This window comes from Methylophilus sp. UBA6697 (assembly GCF_002454655.1).
In the GTDB taxonomy this organism is placed as follows: Bacteria; Pseudomonadota; Gammaproteobacteria; order Burkholderiales; family Methylophilaceae; genus Methylophilus.
Genome location: NZ_DKJH01000015.1, coordinates 4,310 through 22,644, shown reverse-complemented (window position 1 = coordinate 22,644; position 18,335 = coordinate 4,310). Strand labels below are relative to the sequence as shown.

Genomic DNA, 18,335 nt, shown 5'->3' with positions numbered 1-18,335 from the left:
ACTTATTGACCCATTTGCAGCAAAACTTCAAACAGCTGGCTGGCGATTTGCATCATTTTGCCCGCCGCCTGGTAGGCTTGCTGGTAACGCAACAAATCTGTCGCTTCTTCGTCCAGGTTGACGCCTGACTCTGATTGCATGGCACTGGTAGCATTTTCCAGCGCGGTCGCATCGGACTTGCTGGTAATGCTGAGCTCATTGGTTTTGGTGCCCACCGCGCTCACCATTTGCGCAAAGGCCTGGGCGTAGCTTCTATTGGTGCTGCTGCCCGCCACACGCACGTTTGCGCCGGTTTGCAAGGCCGCCAGTTTCAAGCCGTTTTCGTTATCGTTAGGGCCGGTGGAGGCAGAGCCCGCCATGGCCAATTTGTCGACATTGGTAAACGCCAGTGACAGTTGACCAGCCGAGTACTGGGTAGGCTTGATCAGGTAAGAATCACCTTCTGTCGGTGTACTGGTGTTCACGTCAATTTGCATGCCGTCCACTGTGGCAGGCAGCGAGGCACCTTGCCACATGACAGATTTATCACTGAGACGCGTAATCGTATATTGACCACTATTGTATTTCACCGTGTAGTCGCTGCTGGTCAGCAGGCTGGCATCGGTGATGGAGGCCGAGGCCGCTTTGGTCGGGTCAGTATTGTAGGCGCTACTGATCGCTGTTGGGTTGCCCACATTGAACAGGTTAGTACCCAGTACGCCATTCAAGTCGTAGCCCTGGGTTTGCTGGGCATTAAACTGGCTGGCCAGCGTGACCGCCAATTGACCTACCTGGTTTTGTACCACATCCAGCGTCTCGCTTCTGAACTGCAAGACACCGCCCAGCGTACCGCCAGACAAAGTATCCGTGCTCAGAATTTTTGGGCTGGCCGGATTGCCGTAAGCGACTTCCACCCGGGTAGGGTCGGTATCACTGGCGCGGGTATATAGGGAGTACTGTTGCGTGCCGACCACCAGTGGCATGCCGCTACCGGCAAACACGTTGTAGGAACCATCATCCTGTTTGATGACCGTGGTCTTGATTTGTTCACTGAGCTTGGCGACCAATTGGTCACGCTGGTCCATCAAATCGTTAGGCATGTTGCCTGTTGAGTTAATCGCCTTGCTGATCGTGTCATTCAGGGTGGCGATTTGCGTGGAGTAACTGTTAATCGCATCAACACTGGCGGTAATCTGGGTATTGATGCTCTCACGCATCTGGTCCAGTTGGGTATTCACCGCATTAAAGCGATTCACCATCGATTGTGCAGATGAAATCAGGGTCTGGCGTGTGGCCGTATCGCTCGGGTTGGCTGCTGCTGCACTCACCGCGCTGAAAAAGCTGGTAATCACCGGATTCAAACCGGCGGTGCTGTCAGACAACAAACCGTTGATCTGGCTGATATTACTGTAATAGGCGCCACTGGCATTGGCGGTAGAGGTCGCATTAATCACCTGTTTGGCCAGCGTCTCATTGTACACACGCTGGATACCCACCACATTAGTCCCTTGGCCGACATAGCCGTAACCAAAGTTCTGTGCTTGGGCTGCGGCTTGCACCACAACTTGACGGTTGTAGCCCTCGGTCGACGCGTTGGCAATGTTGTGGCCAACGGTGGCAATGCCTATTTGCGCGGCATTGAGGGCGCTTTTACCAATGCTGAGTACATTTGACATGTGATTTCCTCATGTGTCAGCCCCCTGCAGAGAGTCAGACACGACTTTAAAGTGTGGTTAAGTAGCCTATCGGCAGTTTTTTTTGTTTCTTTAGGGTTGAGTCTGCTTAGCCTTGTAAATTCTTGATCACTTGCGTCAGTTTTTTGCCATATTGCGGATCGGTGGCATAGCCTGCGCGTTGCAATGCATTGGCATACGCGCTGGCATCATGGGTGTTGCTCATGGCTTGCTGGTAGCGCGGATTCTGTGAAATCAGTTTGGCGTAATCCTTGAAGGCATCACTGTAGCTATCGTAAGCACGGAATTTCTCCACGCGGGTCTGCTTGACGCCATTGATGTATTCGGTGGTAGTGCTGCTTGCGACTTTGCCTTTCCAGTTGGCATCAGCCTTGATGCCAAACAGGTTGTGGCTGTTCACACCATTGTCCGTTTTAATTTCATGTTTGCCCCAGCCGCTTTCGAGGGCGGCCTGGCCAATCATGAATTTAGCTGGAATGCCAGAAGTACTGCTGGCTGCTTGTGCATGTGGCAACATACTCTGGATAAATTGTTGTGTTTTACCTGCCACTTCACGCATGGCCGTGGCTAATGGCGCTTGCGGCAGAGTAAAGCTCTGGACGTTGGCCTGGGTTTCTTCAACCAGTGGCGGCAGTTCAGGAATCCCGCGTGCCCAGGCAGTATCGGTATTGCTATCGGAGGTACTGTCAGTGGCTTCCCACTGCTGGTAAGCCTCGCGGATTTTTTGTGCGGCTTGCGCCAGCACGGCTTTACCATTGCTATTGCTTGTTAGTTGGTTGGTTTGGCTGGTGTGGGGCAGGGCAGCACTGCTATCGAGTTTACCAGAAGATTTGCTGTCTTTACTGCCATCGGTCACATCGCCCGGCTTTTGGCTGAACTTGCTTAATTGCCTGACTAGCACATCAGTCAGCCCCATGCCCTTCTGGCTGAGGTTGGTGCTCAGTTGCTGGTCCAGCATGCCCATGAACATCTTGCCTTGTTCGCTATCGGTGATGCCATCTTGCGGCACGGTCTCACGCATACTTTTTAACATCATGTTCATCAGCACGGCTTCAAACTGGCGCGCAACGGCACGAATCGCCTCTGGCGAATCGTTATTGGCGCGCTTCAGGCTATTGAGCGAGTTAGCATCAATAGCCAGGCTTTGCGTAGTAGGATCGACACGTGGTTGCATGGTCGTCTCTCGCTTAAATCACCTCAAGCTCGGCATTTAACGCGCCAGCGGCTTTCATGGCTTGCAAAATCGCCAGTAAGTCCTGTGGTGTGGTGCCAATCGCATTTAGTGCTTTAACGACATCAGACAAGTTAGCGCCGTTATTCAGCTTCAGTACCTTGCCTGGTTCTTTGTTGATGTTAATCTCAGACACTGCGGTGGAGATGGTCTGGCCATTCGAGAATGGGCCAGGCTGGCTAATCACCGGTGAGGTATTAATCACCACCGACAGGTTGCCGTGTGAGACTGCGCAGCTATCCAGCGTCACTGCCTTGTTCATCACCACGGAGCCGGTACGGGCATTGAGGATAATCTTGGCTGGTGTCGCGGCCAGGGCGACATTAATGGTTTCCAGGTTAGCCAGGAAAGAAACGCGGCTCATGCTTTCAGGTGGGCGCACCTGAATCACGCGGCCACTCTCGGCCTGGGCCGTCATCGGGCCAAATTTCTTGTTAATGGCTTCAACCACATTATTGGCGGTTGAAAAGTCACTTTCTTTCAATTCGAGTTTGACAATATCCTGGTGTAGCAGGGTATTCGGCAATGCGCGTTCAACGGTAGCACCTTCTGAAATCCGGCCGACACTTAAATGGTTGATCTGGGTCTGGCTGCCATTGGCCGCCGCACCTACACCACCCACCACCAGGTTACCTTGGCCCATGGCATAAATTTGTCCGTCTGCACCTTTCAGCGGCGTCATCAATAAGGTACCGCCACGCAAGCTCTTGGCGTTACCCATAGAAGACACCGTCACATCCAGGGTTTGTCCTGGCTGTGCGAAAGCGGGCAGGGAGCTGGTGACCATCACCGCTGCCACGTTTTTCAGTTGCAGGTTGGTCCCAGGTGGCAGGGTAATGCCCATCTGGTTCATCATGCTGATAATACTTTGCACAGTGAATGGTGTTTGCGTGGTCATATCGCCAGTGCCATCGAGGCCGACGACCAGGCCATAACCAATCAGCTGGTTGGCGCGTACGCCCTGAATATTGCTGATGTCCTTGATGCGCTCCGCTTGAGCGAAAGGCGTGACCAGTAACAAGCCACATGCCAGCAGGCCATAGGCAACAGCGCGTTGGCCGCGCTGTACGGTGTGAACTAAGCTGTGTGTCAGTATAGGCATGATCAACTCTCCTACAATGGAATCATGCTGAGAAAGAAGCGCGAGAACATGGATAACACTTCAGCGGCATCCATTTTGCTGTTGCTGCGATATTCGATACGTGCATCCGCCACTTTGGTCGAAACCACTTCGTTGCCGATGGTAATCATGTCCGGATTGACGATGCCAGAGAACCTGACATATTCAGTGCCTTTGTCAAAGCCAATCTGTTTCTCGCCGCTGATGACCAGGTAGCCATTTGGCAGCACATCGGTCACTGTGGCTGTCACAGAGCCGCTAAAGGTATTGCTGGCATCTGCAGCTGCCTTGTCTTTAAATGACAGGGCTGAACTGGCGTTGAAAGCGGCTTTAGGCACATTGTGTCCAAACAGGCCGGTCACAGAAGCCGCGGTTGAGCCATCTTTGGTTTGCTCGTTATCAGAAGCTTTGTTGGCGGTGGTGTTTTCTGCAATACGAACAGTGACGATATCGCCTACATAGCGCGGTCTGCGGTCTTCAAACAATGGGCGAAAGCCTGCGCTATTGAAGATGGCGCCTTCTGTGCGCGCATCTGGACGTGCCATTGCTACTCGCGGCGTTTCCGGTTTTTGCACAATGGTTGACGGCGTGATAGAGCAGCCGTTCAGTAATTGAGAAAACGCCAAACAAAGTAGTAAGCTCATGATCGTTCTATTCATCATTTGAGTGACCCTCAAGCAGGGATTACATCTGCGACAGTTTTTGCAGCATCTGGTCCGACGTTGTAATCGCCTTGCTGTTAATTTCATAGGCGCGCTGGGTTTGAATCATGCTCACCAGCTCTTCCACCACATTGACGTTGGAAGTTTCAACATAGCCTTGTGACAATAAACCGGCGCCATTGGTCCCGGGTGTATTGGTATTCGCGTTGCCGGAAGCGGTGGTTTCTACAAACAGGTTTTCACCTTTGGCTTGCATACCGGCCGGATTGATAAAGGTAGCCAGCTGAATCTGGCCAATTTGCGTGGTGGCTGTGGAGTTAGGCGTGGTAATGGATACGACGCCGTCCCTGCCGATCGACAAGCTTTGCGCATTGGCTGGAATGGTAATCGCTGGCTGCACCGGGAAACCGCTGGCGGTGACCAATTGCCCTTGGCTATCGACCTGGAATGAGCCATCACGGGTATACGCCGTGGTGCCATCTGGCATCAGAATCTGGAAGAAACCCTGGCCCTGGATGGCAACGTCTTTGTCGTTACTGGTTTGTTGCAGGTTGCCCTGGGTGAAAATACGCTCAGTGGCGACTGGCTTGACGCCGGTGCCTAATTGCAAACCGCTGGGCAGCTGGCTTTGTTGCGAGCTTTGCGAGCCTACCTGGCGAATGTTCTGGTAGAGCAGGTCTTCAAACACCGCGCGCGACTTTTTAAAGCCGCTGGTGCTGACGTTGGCCAGGTTGTTTGAAATCACGTCCATCTGCATTTGTTGTGCATCAAGACCGGTTTTGGAAATCCATAATGAGCGTATCATCGTTCACTCCTTGGGCTTAAAGCCGTTTTCATACTGCAATAGTAGTGCAAGCATTAACCATTCATACTGAAGAGCTGATCTGCTTTTCCAGCGTTGTTTTGCGCGTTTTCCAGCATTTTCATTTGCATTTCGAATTGGCGCGCCAGGCCGATCATATTCACCATGGTTTCGACCACGTTCACATTGCTGCTTTCGAGGGCACCACCGGTGACTTTGACATTCGGATCCAAGGGCGCAGCCTGGCCATTACTGGTCACAAATAAGCCGTCTTCTGCACGTTTGAGCGAAGCTGCTGGCGGGTTAGCCAGTTTGATTCGAGCCAGAATCGTGGTCGCACCAGGCACGCTCAGGTCGTTGACGCTGGAAATCGTGCCATCACCACCGATACTGACAATCACATTGGGCGGAATGCTGATCGGGCCGCCGTCGCCCATCACATTGAGACCGGATTCGGTTTGTAACTGGCCGTTCTCATTAATTTTGAGCGAGCCATTGCGGGTATAACCTTCTGAACCATCTGCACGCTGTACGGCAATCCAGCCTTCACCTTGTACGGCAACATCGAGGTCGCGCCCGGTATGCTGGATACTGCCTGGCTTGTAGTCAGTGCCGACGGTGGCATCGACGACAAAGGCACGTGTTGGCAAGCCATCGCCCAAAATCGGCACGGCCCTGAAACTGTCCACCTGGGCTTTGAAGCCGGTAGTGGTCGCGTTTGCCAGGTTATGGGCTGTGGTCGCCTGTTGCTCCAGAATGTGCTTGGCGCCAGTCATTGCGGTATATATCAGACGATCCATAAAGCTGCCCCTATCAAGAAGTTAATCAAACCTGTATTAACGCAGGTTGACCAAAGTCTGCATGACCTGATCTTGCGTTTTGATGGTTTGCGCGTTGGCCTGGTAGATACGTTGTGCAGTAATCATGTTGACCAGTTCTGCGGTCAGGTCGACGTTTGAATCTTCTACCGCAGATGACTGCAGTACGCCCAGTGTGCTGCTGCCTGGGGAACCAATCAGTTCATCACCGGATTCGTAGGTGGATGCCCACTGGTTACCGCCCAGCGATTGCAAACCATTCGGGTTGACAAAGTTTGCCAGGACGACGCGGCCCAGGTCTTTGGATTGACCGTTGGTGTAGCGGCCTTGAATAATGCCATCGTCACCAATAGTGAAGCTGGCAATCCGGCCAGAGGAGTAACCGTCCTGGCTCAGCTTGTTGACGCTGAAAGACGAGCCATATTGTGTACTTTTAGAATAGTCAAAACTGATGTTCATGGTGGCGCCACCGCTCGTCGGTGTGAAACTGACGGCTGGCACGCTGGAGTTCGTTGAGTCGTAGCCACCTGCGTTGAATACCATGGATGGCGTTGGTGTTGGCGTGACATCGCTACCATCTACCGTGGTGTAAACGCTCCAGGTGTTTGCGGCGGTTTTCACATAGTAGTTTTGTACATTGTGTGAGTTACCCAGGTTGTCATACACCGTAATCGCCGTTGAGTTGGTGTAACTGGTGGGGTCGGTGGAGCTGAATGGGGTGACTGTCTGGTCAATATTCGCACTGGCTGAGTTCAGGTTCAAGGTGCCGCTAATTTTGGAGCTGGCCACTGGTTGCAAATCACTGGTGTCGATCTGGATTTCTACCGGGCTGGAGCCGTTCAGGTTGTCTGCACTGTTACCCATCAGGCGTTTGCCGTCACTGGTGACAATGTAGCCATTTTTATCCATCTGGAACTGGCCGTTACGGGTGTAGGTCACCGCACCGTTATTACTCAAACGGAAGAAGCCGGCGCCGTTAATCGCCACATCCAGTGTGTTGTTGGTGGCGGTAATGTTGCCCTGTGTAAACTGTTGGGCCACATCTGAAATTTTGGTACCAATACCGATTTGTGTTGTACCGGCGCCACTCAGGGAGGCCGCGAACACATCAGAAAACTCTGCACGAGACTGTTTAAAGCCAACAGTGTTGGCGTTAGAAACGTTGTTGCCAATCACTTCCAGCGCTTTAGATGCTGCGTTTAAACCACTTAAGCCTTGTGAAAAAGCCATGTTATCTCTCCTTGGTAAGGACTAAAAATGTCAATATTAAAAATTAGAAAATCTCAGAAATATCAGATGCAGACACTGTCGTGTTATTGCTCAAATTCAGTTTGGCACCGCTGGTGCTGGTGGTGACGCTTTGTACCTGTGCCAGACTCAGGGCGGTGCTGCTGACGGTGGTGTCACCAGTTTTTGCGGTGATTTCATAGCTATAGTCACCACTAGGCGCGACCGTACCATCATCCATTTTTCCATCCCAGCTCAATGCGTTCACACCCACATCCTGTTTGCCGAATGTCAGTGTGCGGATAGTGGCGCCGGAACCGTTTTTAATCGCGACTGACAGACTGTCTGCACCATTTGGCACATTGACGCCGAAATAGCCGCCGGTTTCTGTATGGGTCAGCGTTTTGCCTTCTACCAATACATTGCGGCCTATCATGCTGGTGGCCTGGTAGGCTTGGCCCAACTGTACGCTGCCGATCAGGCTACTCATGGTTTCATTCAGCTTGTTGATGCCAGTCACGGTATTCAACTGCGCCATCTGGCTGGTCACCTGGGCGTTATCCATCGGATTCAACGGGTCCTGGTTTTTCATCTGCGTCACCAACAAGGTCATGAAACGGTCTTGTGTTTCATCTGTTGTGCTGGCCGTGTTGCGTGTGTTCACTGAATTCAGTAAATCTTGTGACACCTGGTTGTTGGTATTAACGGTGGTCATGCTGAAGTCCTTTCTGCAGGTTATTGACCGATATTCAATGTTTTAAGCAACATGGTTTTTGCCGCGTTCATGGTTTCCACGTTGTTTTGATAAGCGCGTGAGGCTGAAATCATGTTCACCATTTCCTCAGTCACGTTGACATTAGGCATGGTGATGTAGCCATCGGCATTTGCCATCGGGTGTTTGGGGTCGTAGACCATTTTGCCTGGCTTGTTATCTTCAATGACACGATCCACTTCAACCGTGCTGCTCTGGTTGGCTGCATCCTGAACTGCCTTAAACACCACTTGTTTAGACTGGTAGGGCTTGCCATCGGAGCTCACCACGCTGTCGGCGTTGGCGAGGTTGCTGGCCACCGTGTTCAGGCGCATGGATTGCGCACTCATGGCTGAGCCGGAAATTTTGAATACGTTAAACAGAGACATGACAGACCTCCTTTAATTATTGCTGGCCGTTAATTGCGGACAGCATTTTTTTAATCTGGCCGCCTATCATGGTCAGGCTGGCCTCATAACGGATGCCGTTATCGACATAAGCATTACGCTCCACATCCATATCGACGGTGTTGCCGTCAGCAGAGCCTTGCACCACCGCGCGGAACAGCGGGTCGCCTGCGCTGACATAGCCGCTGCCACCCGTGCCATTCATATGGCCAGCATTGGTTTGTTGCAATGCGCCATTGCTTGTTGTGGTGCCGGCAGAAGCATTCGGTTGCAGCGCTGCCTTCATGGCAGACTGAAAGTCGATGTCACGCGCTTTATATTGCGGTGTATCTGCATTGGCAATATTCGATGCCAACAGCTCTTGACGTTCATTGCGCACGCGCAATGCCGTCTGATGGAAATTCAGTGCGGCGTCCAGTTTGTTTATCATCGTTTTATCCTTTCCTGGCTGTTTCTCCAGCCCTGTTCGAAACCTGTTGCTTTCGAACCTCTAAAGTTTTGTCCTCTGCGACCGTTAACCCGAATAAGCAGGTCTGCTTTCACGCATATGACTTTTACTAGCTATGCCTAGTGTACGCCGCGGCCTGTGCAATGATTCTGCAATTAAACGGGGGAAATCCCCTTTAATTCCGGGATTAAACTTGCCCGTGATGCGTAGAATAGGGCACATGAAACAACACCAGCCCCAGATTGTGATGATGCTTATTGTTAGCCTGTTATGGCTGATGAGCGAGTCTGCGTATGCGGCAGACCGTGCTGTGATTGCGAATCAGCATGCGGTCGGCGCAGCCTCTGCAGGTAATGACATGCACAGCCGCCTGTATCAAACAGTGATGCAGTATGTACAAAGCCAGACACAAGGCTATCCGGGCAAAGTCAATATCGAGATTCAACCGCTGGACAGCCGCATCCGTATTGCAGAGTGTGCATTGATGGAAGGCTTTACGGTACAAGGCGCCCGTTTGTGGGGCAAAACCCATATTGGCGTGCGTTGCCTGCAATCTGAGACTAAGCCATGGACACTTTATGTTCAGGCCGATGTGCAGGTATGGGGAGAATATGCAGTCACCGGTTTGCCGGTTGGCCAGGGTTCACCAGTGCAACCCACAGACGTGGTCATGCAGTCTGGTGATTTAAGCAAGTTGCCAGCAGGCATTATTACTGACTTGTCTATGTTGGCTGGTAAACAGGCAGCATTAAATTTGCCATTGGGCACGGTGTTAAGACCTGAATTGCTCAAGTCGGTGCCAGTGATTATGCAAGGGCAAACTGTACAGTTAAATAGTCGTGGTGATGGCTTTGTGATCTCGGCTGATGGCACTGCCATGCAAACCGCAAATGTTGGCCAGGTGGTTGATGTGAAAGTCAGCAGTGGCCAGATTGTAAAAGGCGTCGCGCAGTCTTCCGGTAAGGTGGACGTGCGCTTTTAGTCAGATGGACAACCCTTTTAATTAAAAAATAGCTTAATTGAAAAATGTCTGAAAATTATAAACATGCGATAAAAAGTGTATTAAGCACTAAAGTTCGCTTAAACTATGCCGATAGTACTGTTAACGAATGAGGGTTTTGACTTTGATAAGCCCTGAAACAATTCAAAATCAGAAGAGGTACGGCATGAACATTTCAGATTCGATTAAAAAAATGGGTGTTGGCGTAGACAAGCCGACATTGGAAAAAGGGACTGCGAATAAAAGCAGCGAGAAAGCAGCGAGCACATCCACTGCCTCTTCAGACAATGTGACTTTATCTTCTGCCTCCGTGCAGTTGCAGTCATTAGAAGCTGGATTGGCCTCTGGTGAGGTGTTTGACACCAATAAAGTCGAAGAAATCAAAGCCGCCATTGCGCGTGGCGATTTTTCGGTGGATACCGCCAAAGTGGCTGATGGCTTGTTGCAAACTGTTAAAGACTTGATACAACCGAATAAAGGCTGACAAATATGACTACTGCAAATCATTTATCTTCTCCAGTGACGTTTGAGAAAGACGCCGCGCTGGTATCAGAGTTATTGAGTGATTTGCAGTCTGAGCAGTCGGCCCTGGTCACTGCTGACCTGGACGTGATTGAACGCATGGTAGACAAGCGGGTTGAGCTGCTACAAGCATTAGGTGCCGCAGCCAACTCACGCTATGACGCGCTGGCCGCAGCAGGCTTTGAGCCGAATGAGCAGGGCATGTCGGTCTGGTTACAAAAGCAATCCAGCCAATTGTTAGATAGTGCGTGGGTCACTTTTCAGCAAGAGCTGACACAGGCAAAAGAATTAAATCGCTTGAACGGTATCCTGATTAACAAGCACTTTTTGCGCAATCAGGAAAAGCTGGATGCATTGAACGGTAAGAGTTCTGCACCACAGTTTTATGGCAAAAATGGTCAAGCCCACCGGGCAAACAACAGTCGTAGCGGCTTTTCAGTCTAGACACTGTTCACACGATAAAAAACAGCCGAAGAGCATCTCTTCGGCTGTTGTGCTTTTAACGCTAGCAAATGGCCTTACATCAAACTTTCTAGCGTTTCCCAGCGCGTGAGCTTCTGCATGACCAGTAGCTCAATTTCGCTTAGCCTGTCCTGTAGCAGCTTCACTCGATCAGGCGCCTGTTTATAAATATCACCTTGCGCAAATTGCGCCTGGATCTCGGCTTGCTCTTGCTCCAGTTGTTCAATTTCTGCGGGTAATGCTTCCAGCTCACGCTGTTCCTTGAAGCTCAACGTTTTTCGGGGAGTGACCGTTTGGGTGGTGACTATAGGCGCGGGTGTATTTGATGCTGAAGCGACAGCAGATACTTTTGGCGTAGAAGTTGGTTTGCTGCTGCGATCCTGGCTAAATCTTAACCAGTCATCGTAACCACCACCGAATTCGGTTAATTTGCCTTGGCCTTCAAACGCAATCACCTGAGTGACGGTGTTTTCCAGAAAAGCCCGATCGTGGCTGACGAGGAAAAGGGTCCCTGAATAATCCTGTAATAGCGTCTCCAATAACTCCAGCGTATCAATATCCAGGTCATTGGTCGGCTCATCCAGCACCAGGACGTTGGCAGGGCGTGCAAACAGGCGTGCCAACAGTAAACGGTTGCGTTCACCACCAGAAAGTGATTTCACTGGTGAGCGTGAGCGTTGTGGCGGAAACAGGAAGTCTTCCAGGTAACTGATCACATGTTTACGCTCATTGCCGATTTCAACAAAGTCTGAACCTGGGCTAATGGTATCGGCCAAGGTGGCCTCTTCATCTAACTGCTCACGCATCTGGTCAAAATAAGCAACATTGATTTTTGTGCCGCGCTGAATGTCACCACTATCTGCTTCAATGTCCCCTAAAATAAGTTTCAATAGCGTAGATTTTCCAATCCCGTTTGGTCCTAATAAACCGATTTTATCGCCACGCAAAATACGGGTACTGAAGCCTTTGATTAAGGTTTTGTCACCATAGGACTTATAGACCTGATCAAGCTCTGCCACTAGTTTCCCACTACGTTCGCCAGCATCCAGGTTGAGTTTGACATCGCCCTGGCGCTCACGTCTGGCTGCACGGTCTAAACGTAGCGCTTCCAGTCTTCTTACGCGCCCTTCATTACGTGTACGGCGTGCTTTAATCCCTTGGCGGATCCAGACTTCTTCCTGTGCCAAAAATTTATCGAACTTAGCCGCATGCGTTTCTTCAACGGCGAGTAACTCTTCTTTTTTAATTTGATATTGTGAAAAGTTGCCAACAAAGTCTGTCAGATTGCCACGGTCAAGTTCGGTAATGCGTGTGGCCAATTTGTCTAAAAAGCGACGGTCGTGGGTAATAAACAACACGCTGCCATTAAATCCCAGTAACAAATCTTCCAGCCACTCGATCGCTTCCAGATCCAGATGGTTGGTCGGCTCATCCAGCAATAGTACTTCAGGCTCTGCCACCAGCGCCCGCCCAAGCGCAACGCGTTTACGCCAGCCACCAGAAAGTGTTGAGACCAATACATCCGCATCCAGCTTTAAGCGGCTAAGCACGGTTTCGACACGTGATTGCGCTACCCATCCATTTTGCGCATCCATTTCATGCTGTAATGCCTGCATGCGCTCCATCAGCGCCTCAATATTGGCATCCGGCATGCCCATATCATGCGTGACCTGATGGTAGTCAATGATGGTTTGCTGCAAGCTGCCCAAACCTTCTGCCACTGCTTCAAATACGGTGTGCGCATTATCCAGTTCAGGTTCTTGTGGCACATAGACCACGCGTACGTTCGGTGCGCGCCATACAGTGCCGTCATCCAGTTTGATGGTACCGGCAATGGCTTTCAGTAGACTGGATTTACCGGCACCATTGCGGCCAATCAAACCGACGCGTTCACCTGGGTCTAACTGAAATGAGGCTTGGGCAAGCAAGGCATGATGACCAAATGCCAGGCTGGCATTATCAAGCGTAATATGAGGCATAAAGGGGGATGTGGCAGAGGTTGTTGAATCGATTCGATATTGTAAACGACATCAAACCATACACTAAGCTTAATGCGTAAATAAAAGAATCTATCAGTGTATCTGTTGTGAAGGCGAGGGCAGGGTGTCTAGCGACAATGCACCACCGCGCAGGGAAACATCAGGTGCCGGGCGGGTATCGGGTTGATATTCTTCCACCCAGCGCTGCAAGTCTTGCTTGATTTGTGTTTCTTGCAAATGTGGAATATTGCTTAACCATTCCAGCAAATTAGCCAACCAGCGTGCATCTGCACTACGTGCCTGTGCGATGCGTAATTTTTCATGGCTGGTGGGCAGGGTGTTTTCATCATCTGCCAATAGCTCTTCATACAGTTTTTCACCTGGTCTCAAGCCGGTAAACTCAATGCGGATATCCTGCTCTTGCAGGCCTGATAATTTAATCATATCGCGCGCCAGGTCGATAATCCTGACCGGTGTGCCCATGTCCAGCACAAATACCTCGCCACCGTTGCCCATGGTCGCAGCCTGTAATACCAATTGTGCCGCCTCGGGGATGGACATAAAGTAGCGTGTAATTTCAGGATGGGTAATGGTAATTGGGCCGCCATGGGCAATCTGTTCGCGGAACTTGGGAATCACACTGCCACTGCTGCCCAACACATTACCAAAACGCACCGTGATAAAACGCGTGTTGCTGTTGTCAGCATGCTGCAATCCCTGGCAAATCAATTCGGCCAGCCGTTTACTGGCACCCATCACATTGGTCGGATTCACCGCTTTGTCGGTTGAAACCAAGACAAACGTTGGCACACCGGCCGCCTGGCAAGCTGCAGCAACCTGGTAAGTGCCATGTGCATTGTTTTGCAAGGCCTCGACCACATTAAAATGTTCCATCATCGGCACATGTTTGTAAGCGCCAGCATGTAATACCACGTCAGGTTGATGGCTTTGCAAAATGCGCTGGATACGCGTCTGGTTTTTCACATCTGCCACCAGGTACACCAGCTCGGTATCTGTCACCCACTGACTAAACTCCTGCTGCAGCGTATACAACGCATACTCTGAAATATCCAGGCAAATCAATTGTGCAGGATGGAAGCTGAGTATCTGGCGACAAAGCTCAGAACCAATCGAGCCCGCGGCACCCGAGACCAGTACTACTTTATTCGCCAGCATACTGCTTAATCCGTGTGTATCCAGCTGCACCACGTCACGCCCTAGCAAGTCTTCCACATCAATCTTGCGAATCTGTGACAAACTGACGCGGCCACTGATCAGGTCTGACATGGCAGGTAAGGTCAATACTTCCATGCCTTCTACCTTACGTGCGGCTTCAACCGCCAAGCGACGCTTTTCATGTCGGCTACCCGGCATCGCAATCATGCAATGCTGGCAATCATGGCGCGCTGCAATCTGCGCCATATCCTCCAGGCCGCCTTCGACCTTGGTATGCATGATTTCACGGCCAATCAGTTTATTACTGGGGTCTATCATTGCCACCACGCGCCATTCAGGGTTTTTGCTTAGTTCTTTAATCAGGTTAAACGATGTGTCTTCTACGCCTATCACAATTACAGGTTTACCCTGTAGCGCAATGCTGTTAAACAGGCGGCGCTCTTTCCAGGCACGGTAAATAAAGCGGCTGCCACCCATGGTTAATAGCAATAACATAGGGTTCATAATTAATACAGAGCGAGGAATGACAATGGAGGGATGCACCAGCAATGCAAATGTTGCACTTAGTAAAGCAGCAAAAGAAACTGCACGCATGATGCGTTTTAGGTCTGGCAAACTGGCGAAACGCCATACACCTTTGTATAAGCCAAAGCTATAAAAGGCAACGCTATGGAAAATAAATATGATCGGTAGGCTTTCCCAGATGTATCCAATAAATTGTTCCGGGATGTGAAAGTTAAAACGTAGTGCAAATGCCATCAACCAGGCGGCAATGATTACAATTGCGTCATGCAAAAAGGCCAGTAACGATAAAAATCTGGAAGGTAGTTTAAGCATGTCGGATATTTTTTAATCAATGTGTGATGTTATCACGTCTTAACACTTTGATTATAGTCAGCGCAATAATCTTGATATCCAGTTTGAACGACCTGTGATTGAAATAATAAGCATCCAAGGCCACTTTTTGTGGAATCGGGATTTCATCTCGTCCGTTGATTTGCGCCCAGCCAGTAATGCCTGGTTTCAATTGATGAACACCATATTCAGTTCTCAAGGCGACAAGGTCTTCTTGATTAAAAAGGGCAGGGCGTGGCCCAACAAGTGACATGTCACCTTTGAGTACACTCCATAGTTGCGGTAACTCATCTAAGCTTGTTTTGCGAATAAAACTACCTACAGGGGTAAGAAAGCTGTTTGGATCACTTTGCTGATTCATTAAATGTGTTGCTAACTGTGGTGTCCCCAAGCGCATAGAGCGAAATTTTGGCATACTGAATAGCTGATTGTATTGGCCAACACGTTGACTCCAATACAAAACAGGGCCTTTCGAGCTCAGCTTTACCAGTAGGTAAGTGGTCAAGATTAGCGGACTTAGAAATACCAACGCTATCAGCGTCAATAGAATATCCAGAATTCTTTTAAATAACATTATTGATAACCGCTCGTTTTATGCCTTCATCAAAACTAATTAATGGACGCCAGTTTAATACTTGTTTTGCCTTAGTCGTATCTATCTGAAGATTACCCAGCAATTGCTGATTCAGCTGCTTCTTTCCAATTAAGGTAAATATTGTTTTGAGTATAGAGATTGGGATCGGGATTAAGCCAGGAGTGCGATGTAATGTTTTACGAATGGTAGAAACAAGTTCGTTTAATGATATATCGTGATCATCTGAGATCAAGAATGTTTGGTTAGCTGAGGCTTGGTGAGTACAGCATAGTTCAATAAAGTGGCAAAGATTATCAATGCTGATAAGGCTGCGCCGATTGTCAATTGCACCAAAAGGCAAAGGTAGCGGCGAACAGCATAGTGACAACAGGGCGCTAAAATTCGCTTTAGGGTTTGGGCCATATACTAGCGGAGGCCGAATGATGGTGAGCGCTGTATTAGACCCCTTAAAAAATTCTTTTAGGGCAGACTCTGCTTCCCATTTGGTTTGTGCGTAATCGTTATGAGGTTCAGGTGTATCACTTTCTGTAAAAGGCCGATTTAATGAGTGTTTACCATTGACTCCAATAGAGCTGAGAAAGACAAATTTTTTGATCTGCAAGTGCAGTGCGAATTGCGCAACTTTTAAAGAGTAATCAACATTCGCTTGCTTAAAAGCCTGATATACATCTGTAGCCGTTTCTTTTAAGACATGAGCCCGACCAGCCAAGTGAATTAAACAGTCATAGTTGCTGTTTTCGAAGCCCGTAGGCGCTTCGTTACGTCCCATGACCCTAATACTATGCCCTTGAGAAAGCAATCGACTGGTCAGTGTTTGACCAATAAACCCACTCGCACCGGTAATTAATATATTCATGGTTTCCGGGCTAAAAATAAAATAAAAAAAGCAAATGCAAAACGGTCACGTAATCGACGTCTGAATTGCCATGAGAATAATGCCAGATGCACTCTGTCCCATAAATTTAGCCGCTGTATTTTCCGGATAGGGGCACTGTGCTGATAATTTAAAATATGAGCTACTAATAAGATTTGATCAACATACCAGCCTTCTTTCAATTTAGCCCATCTCGACTTCATGGCTTTGATCCCGCTATTTGCACCCACTGCATTATCAGTATGTTGCCTATATAAAAGCGTGGGGGTAGGGTCTATATACCACTGATAGCCCCTTGATCTCGCAAAAGCATAAATGAACCAATCATGTAAAGCGACATTATTTAAGCTGCCTTGTTGTTGGGTCAGCATTTCTTGCAGGCTCAGTGCCAGTGCCTGTGTTATAACGAATGTGCAACCAGGGCCAGCTGATTCAAACATATAATCGTATTTTGTTTGTGGCTGAGCTTTATTTATTAATTGACTTCTTCCATCATGCCAAAAAGCTTCCACGCTACTAGAGTAAGCATCCACGTTTTGAAGTCTGATCGCTTTAATAGCCGTATCAAGCTTTTGAGGAAGCCAAATGTCGTCCTGGTCAGAAAAGGCAACATAATCAACTTGCGCAAGGTTTTGTTCTTTTAACAACCTAAAGAAGTTCTGTGCAGCACTTCCACTTCGTACTGAAGGCAATAGTGTGAAAACCTCATGCTTTTGCTTTTTCTGCAAGTAGTCTGCCGTACCATCATCCGACTCGTCATCAGAAATAGTTAAAAGAAGAGTTACGCTCTTCTGATTAATAATTGAAGAGATTTGTTCTTCAATCCACGGAAGTCCTTGATAGCTTGCCAGCAGCACCGCGACCTTAGCGGGATTTTTAATTAAGGATTTCATTTGGGAATGCGTGTTCTTAACTTGATGATGCAGATAAGGCATCTAAATAGCTTTTTACCCAGCGTTCAGGCGTTGGAAAGCGATTAAGTTCATTGAATGAGTATATGCTACGCTGCTGATAAAACTCGAAATCGTTTGCTAGGGCTAAAATTGTTTTAACACATGACTCTATGTTATCACTCTCGTAATAATTTCCTGCTGCACCAACAATAGCTTCAGCATATCCCAATTGTGGAACTATTAATGGTAGCCCGTAGGCCATCGCTTCAATCATTGGAATGCCAAAAGTTTCTGATAGTGAAGGAAATATGAATAGATGAGACGATTTGTAATATTTCCTTAGTTCAGTTTGGTTAATTTCCCCTAGATTCTTGATTGAAAGGTTTTGATTGGAAATTCTTTCTAAAAATAATTGAGCCTCGGGAATTCGTTCACTGACCGTAACCATTATCTGATGCTTTATTGAGTAACTTGAAAGGGTTTTAGACAAGTTAATTAAAAAAGCATGGTTTTTATGCGGATAGAAGCGACTGACAAATAATATCTTTAACTCGCCACTTATTTGACTAAATCTTAATGGTAAATGGGATTCAAGTTCAGATACCAAAAGTTCTCCAATATTCTGGGAAACTGGGTTTGGAATCACATGAATGATTTTATTTCTAAGATAATTACCCCACGTATCTTTCAAGCAGTCTGCTACATACTCGCTTTCAACTACTAAATGTTCAATATTTAAAAGGGTAAAGAAAAATCCAATACGCTTTAAATACTCTTGAATTTTCGTCTTGACGGGAGCAGTAGATAGTAACTGATTGTCAAATAAATACGGATGATGAA

At 48.7% G+C, this 18,335-nt stretch carries 19 protein-coding genes; 3 read left to right on the top strand and 16 right to left on the bottom strand.

What is annotated here, in order from left to right; translation table 11 throughout:
* Positions 1-2 precede the first annotated feature (2 nt).
* The 10 genes from flgK to flgB form a co-directional block, all read right to left on the bottom strand.
* On the bottom strand, positions 3-1,655 hold the full coding sequence (gene flgK, locus B3355_RS04480) for a flagellar hook-associated protein FlgK (RefSeq protein ID WP_047517685.1): 1,653 nt from the start codon (positions 1,653-1,655) through the stop codon (positions 3-5).
* A 106-nt stretch (positions 1,656-1,761) separates the two neighbouring features.
* Positions 1,762-2,847 (bottom strand): flagellar assembly peptidoglycan hydrolase FlgJ, encoded by a 1,086-nt coding sequence (flgJ, locus tag B3355_RS04475; RefSeq protein ID WP_292780658.1) that lies wholly within the window; start codon positions 2,845-2,847, stop codon positions 1,762-1,764.
* A gap of 13 nt (positions 2,848-2,860) precedes the next feature.
* Entirely contained in the window at positions 2,861-4,006 is a 1,146-nt protein-coding gene (locus tag B3355_RS04470) for a flagellar basal body P-ring protein FlgI (protein WP_292780655.1), read from the bottom strand.
* Between the two features lie 11 nt (positions 4,007-4,017).
* Positions 4,018-4,668 (bottom strand): flagellar basal body L-ring protein FlgH, encoded by a 651-nt coding sequence (locus tag B3355_RS04465; protein ID WP_019882532.1) that lies wholly within the window; start codon positions 4,666-4,668, stop codon positions 4,018-4,020.
* A 40-nt stretch (positions 4,669-4,708) separates the two neighbouring features.
* On the bottom strand, positions 4,709-5,491 hold the full coding sequence (flgG, locus tag B3355_RS04460; protein WP_019882531.1) for a flagellar basal-body rod protein FlgG: 783 nt from the start codon (positions 5,489-5,491) through the stop codon (positions 4,709-4,711).
* Positions 5,492-5,544: 53 nt separating this feature from the next.
* Complete coding sequence (locus B3355_RS04455; RefSeq protein WP_029512381.1) at positions 5,545-6,288, bottom strand: flagellar basal body rod protein FlgF; 744 nt, start codon at positions 6,286-6,288, stop codon at positions 5,545-5,547.
* 36 nt (positions 6,289-6,324) lie between these two features.
* Positions 6,325-7,536 (bottom strand): flagellar hook protein FlgE, encoded by a 1,212-nt coding sequence (flgE, locus tag B3355_RS04450; protein WP_047517690.1) that lies wholly within the window; start codon positions 7,534-7,536, stop codon positions 6,325-6,327.
* 43 nt (positions 7,537-7,579) lie between these two features.
* Positions 7,580-8,248 carry a flagellar hook assembly protein FlgD gene (locus tag B3355_RS04445; RefSeq protein WP_019882528.1) on the bottom strand — a complete coding sequence of 223 codons (669 nt, stop codon included), beginning with the start codon at positions 8,246-8,248 and terminating at the stop codon, positions 7,580-7,582.
* Between the two features lie 20 nt (positions 8,249-8,268).
* Positions 8,269-8,673 carry a flagellar basal body rod protein FlgC gene (flgC, locus tag B3355_RS04440; RefSeq protein WP_019882527.1) on the bottom strand — a complete coding sequence of 135 codons (405 nt, stop codon included), beginning with the start codon at positions 8,671-8,673 and terminating at the stop codon, positions 8,269-8,271.
* Positions 8,674-8,689: 16 nt separating this feature from the next.
* A complete protein-coding gene (flgB, locus tag B3355_RS04435) occupies positions 8,690-9,121 on the bottom strand; it encodes a flagellar basal body rod protein FlgB (protein ID WP_047517692.1) in 432 nt (143 codons plus the stop codon).
* 265 nt (positions 9,122-9,386) lie between these two features.
* Here flgB and flgA point away from each other — a divergent pair, with 265 nt between their 5' ends.
* The 3 genes from flgA (at position 9,387) to B3355_RS04420 (ending at position 11,105) form a co-directional block, all read left to right on the top strand.
* Entirely contained in the window at positions 9,387-10,121 is a 735-nt protein-coding gene (gene flgA, locus B3355_RS04430; RefSeq protein ID WP_292780643.1) for a flagellar basal body P-ring formation chaperone FlgA, read from the top strand.
* A gap of 184 nt (positions 10,122-10,305) precedes the next feature.
* Positions 10,306-10,623 carry a flagellar biosynthesis anti-sigma factor FlgM gene (gene flgM, locus B3355_RS04425; RefSeq protein ID WP_019882524.1) on the top strand — a complete coding sequence of 106 codons (318 nt, stop codon included), beginning with the start codon at positions 10,306-10,308 and terminating at the stop codon, positions 10,621-10,623.
* 5 nt (positions 10,624-10,628) lie between these two features.
* Positions 10,629-11,105 carry a flagella synthesis protein FlgN gene (locus tag B3355_RS04420; RefSeq protein WP_292780639.1) on the top strand — a complete coding sequence of 159 codons (477 nt, stop codon included), beginning with the start codon at positions 10,629-10,631 and terminating at the stop codon, positions 11,103-11,105.
* A gap of 74 nt (positions 11,106-11,179) precedes the next feature.
* Here B3355_RS04420 and B3355_RS04415 read toward each other — a convergent pair whose 3' ends face one another.
* From B3355_RS04415 to B3355_RS04390, 6 genes are all read right to left on the bottom strand, one after another.
* A complete protein-coding gene (locus tag B3355_RS04415; RefSeq protein WP_047517703.1) occupies positions 11,180-13,102 on the bottom strand; it encodes an ATP-binding cassette domain-containing protein in 1,923 nt (640 codons plus the stop codon).
* 93 nt (positions 13,103-13,195) lie between these two features.
* Positions 13,196-15,115 (bottom strand): nucleoside-diphosphate sugar epimerase/dehydratase, encoded by a 1,920-nt coding sequence (locus B3355_RS04410; protein ID WP_292780632.1) that lies wholly within the window; start codon positions 15,113-15,115, stop codon positions 13,196-13,198.
* Between the two features lie 16 nt (positions 15,116-15,131).
* Positions 15,132-15,707 carry a sugar transferase gene (locus B3355_RS04405; protein WP_292780629.1) on the bottom strand — a complete coding sequence of 192 codons (576 nt, stop codon included), beginning with the start codon at positions 15,705-15,707 and terminating at the stop codon, positions 15,132-15,134.
* Entirely contained in the window at positions 15,697-16,584 is an 888-nt protein-coding gene (locus tag B3355_RS04400; protein WP_292780626.1) for an NAD-dependent epimerase/dehydratase family protein, read from the bottom strand. Before B3355_RS04400 ends, B3355_RS04405 begins: the two co-directional genes overlap by 11 nt.
* On the bottom strand, positions 16,581-17,495 hold the full coding sequence (locus B3355_RS04395) for a glycosyltransferase (RefSeq protein WP_292780623.1): 915 nt from the start codon (positions 17,493-17,495) through the stop codon (positions 16,581-16,583). The genes B3355_RS04400 and B3355_RS04395 overlap by 4 nt, the downstream gene beginning before the upstream one ends.
* A gap of 16 nt (positions 17,496-17,511) precedes the next feature.
* A partial coding sequence (locus B3355_RS04390) for a glycosyltransferase (RefSeq protein ID WP_292780620.1) occupies positions 17,512-18,335 on the bottom strand: 824 nt, incomplete at its 5' end.

Bases quoted from the DNA above. Each gene is read 5' to 3' on its own strand.
- B3355_RS04470 (WP_292780655.1), bottom strand. From the start codon at position 4,006: ATGCCTATACTGACACACAGCTTAGTTCACACCGTACAGCGCGGCCAA.
- flgJ (WP_292780658.1), bottom strand. From the start codon at position 2,847: ATGCAACCACGTGTCGATCCTACTACGCAAAGCCTGGCTATTGATGCT.
- B3355_RS04420 (WP_292780639.1), top strand. From the start codon at position 10,629: ATGACTACTGCAAATCATTTATCTTCTCCAGTGACGTTTGAGAAAGAC.
- flgB (WP_047517692.1), bottom strand. From the start codon at position 9,121: ATGATAAACAAACTGGACGCCGCACTGAATTTCCATCAGACGGCATTG.
- flgM (WP_019882524.1), top strand. From the start codon at position 10,306: ATGAACATTTCAGATTCGATTAAAAAAATGGGTGTTGGCGTAGACAAG.
- flgE (WP_047517690.1), bottom strand. From the start codon at position 7,536: ATGGCTTTTTCACAAGGCTTAAGTGGTTTAAACGCAGCATCTAAAGCG.
- B3355_RS04405 (WP_292780629.1), bottom strand. From the start codon at position 15,707: ATGTTATTTAAAAGAATTCTGGATATTCTATTGACGCTGATAGCGTTG.
- B3355_RS04465 (WP_019882532.1), bottom strand. From the start codon at position 4,668: ATGAGCTTACTACTTTGTTTGGCGTTTTCTCAATTACTGAACGGCTGC.
- flgC (WP_019882527.1), bottom strand. From the start codon at position 8,673: ATGTCTCTGTTTAACGTATTCAAAATTTCCGGCTCAGCCATGAGTGCG.
- flgG (WP_019882531.1), bottom strand. From the start codon at position 5,491: ATGATACGCTCATTATGGATTTCCAAAACCGGTCTTGATGCACAACAA.
- B3355_RS04445 (WP_019882528.1), bottom strand. From the start codon at position 8,248: ATGACCACCGTTAATACCAACAACCAGGTGTCACAAGATTTACTGAAT.
- B3355_RS04400 (WP_292780626.1), bottom strand. From the start codon at position 16,584: ATGAATATATTAATTACCGGTGCGAGTGGGTTTATTGGTCAAACACTG.
- B3355_RS04410 (WP_292780632.1), bottom strand. From the start codon at position 15,115: ATGCTTAAACTACCTTCCAGATTTTTATCGTTACTGGCCTTTTTGCAT.
- B3355_RS04395 (WP_292780623.1), bottom strand. From the start codon at position 17,495: ATGAAATCCTTAATTAAAAATCCCGCTAAGGTCGCGGTGCTGCTGGCA.
- flgK (WP_047517685.1), bottom strand. From the start codon at position 1,655: ATGTCAAATGTACTCAGCATTGGTAAAAGCGCCCTCAATGCCGCGCAA.
- B3355_RS04415 (WP_047517703.1), bottom strand. From the start codon at position 13,102: ATGCCTCATATTACGCTTGATAATGCCAGCCTGGCATTTGGTCATCAT.
- flgA (WP_292780643.1), top strand. From the start codon at position 9,387: ATGATGCTTATTGTTAGCCTGTTATGGCTGATGAGCGAGTCTGCGTAT.
- B3355_RS04455 (WP_029512381.1), bottom strand. From the start codon at position 6,288: ATGGATCGTCTGATATATACCGCAATGACTGGCGCCAAGCACATTCTG.